Raw genomic sequence first — 1759 nt, forward strand, 5'->3', positions numbered from 1 at the left:
AATGAATTGAGGGCTTGACATGCGAATTAAAAAAAGTTATTCGAAAAAATCTGTATCTTATTCAGTGATTGAAAATGTGCGTGATATCAACGGAAAATCAACAACAAAAGTGGTTGAAGCTCTTGGAAATGCAGATCAAATTCGCGCGAGACATCCAGGTGTAGATCCAGAAACTTGGGCGCGGGATTATGCTAAAAAATTAACTGAAGAAAAGAAAAAAGAACAGGCACCGATCATTGCGAAGTATCATCCTCAGAAGAAAATTGGTCACGACAAGCGTCGTTCTTACAATGTTGGTTATTTGTTTTTGCAATCGATCTATCATCAATTAGGATTATCCAAAACAACTCAAGCCATCCAAGAGAAATATAGGTTTCAGTATGACTTAAATGAAATTTTATCTAAATTAATTTATATGCGAATTTTGTTTCCTACATCCAAAAAGAGTTCATTTGAACAAGCTCAATTTTTATTAGAAGGGATTCAATGTGAACCTCATCAAATGTATCGCGCTTTAGATGTCTTAAAGAAAGAATCTGATTTCATCCAAGAAACGGTCTATAAAAATAGTTTGAAAATCGCCAAACGAAATAAAAAGATTTTATATTATGACTGTACCAATTTTTATTTTGAAATCGAAGAAGAAGAAGGTAACAAAAAATATGGCCTATCAAAGGAAAACCGCCCAAATCCAATTGTTCAAATGGGATTATTTATGGATGCATCAGGACTTCCACTCGCTTTTTCTATATTTAGCGGTAATGACAATGAACAAGGCTCACTTAAACCGTTAGAAAAAAAGATCCTTAAGGACTTTAAATTATCTGAAGTGGTGGTGTGTACAGATGCCGGGTTATCCTCTGAAAAAAACCGCATCTTCAACACATTGGGGAATCGAGGCTTTATTACTACACAATCCATTAAAAAGTTAAAAAAACACCTAAAAGAGTGGGCGATGGATCCTTCGGGCTGGCATATTAAGCCGGGAGACAAGGCCATTCATCTCTCAGAAATTGATGACAGTCCCAGCAACCAAACAACCTACTTTAAGGAGCGCTGGATTAATGAAGGTGAAATTGAGCAACGATTTCTTGTCACATTCTCACCAAAATATAAACATTATCAACAAACCATTCGTGAACGTCAGATTGATCGAGCACTAAAAAAAGTTGATCGTCCATCATCCTTAAAAAAGAAAAGAGCGAATGATCCCGCTCGTTTTATCTCAGTGCAGCATGTGACTGTGGATGGAGAAATAGCCAAAAAAGCACACTTGTCGATTGATGAATCTGCGATTCAAAAGGAAGCTCAATACGATGGGCTATATGGTATCTGTACAAACTTAGAATCAGATCCTTTAGAGTTGATCCGGATCAATCATCAGCGGTGGCAAATTGAAGAAAGTTTCCGCATTATGAAAAGTGAATTGAAATCAAGACCAGTCTATGTTCGAAAGGATGATCGGATAGAAGCCCACTTTTTAACCTGTTTTCTTTCTTTATTAGTCTATCGAATATTGGAGCAAAAACTAGACGATCAATTTACTTGTCCAACGATCATCAAGACGTTACGCGATATGAACATGATGGAGTTGTCAGGTGAAGGTTACATTCCGTTATATCAACGCACACATTTAACAGATCAATTACATGAACTCTTTAGCTTTCGAACAGATTATGAAATAGTCAAAACTTCAAATATGAAAAAAATTTTGAGACACACGAAAAAGACAAAATAGTACTCACTTTTCAACCTAACA

At 35.9% G+C, this 1759-nt stretch carries 1 protein-coding gene; it reads left to right on the forward strand.

Annotation, left to right across the window (positions count from 1 at the left end; translation table 11 throughout):
* Positions 1-19: 19 nt before the first annotated feature.
* On the forward strand, positions 20-1738 hold the full coding sequence (locus tag ABD814_RS13225; RefSeq protein ID WP_344914207.1) for an IS1634 family transposase: 1719 nt from the start codon (positions 20-22) through the stop codon (positions 1736-1738).
* Positions 1739-1759 lie beyond the last annotated feature (21 nt).

Source organism: Amphibacillus indicireducens, from assembly GCF_039539605.1.
GTDB lineage: Bacteria > Bacillota > Bacilli > Bacillales > Amphibacillaceae > Amphibacillus > Amphibacillus indicireducens.

Excerpts from the sequence above, each read along its gene's own strand:
- ABD814_RS13225 (WP_344914207.1), top strand. The coding sequence starts at position 20 with ATGCGAATTAAAAAAAGTTATTCGAAAAAATCTGTATCTTATTCAGTG.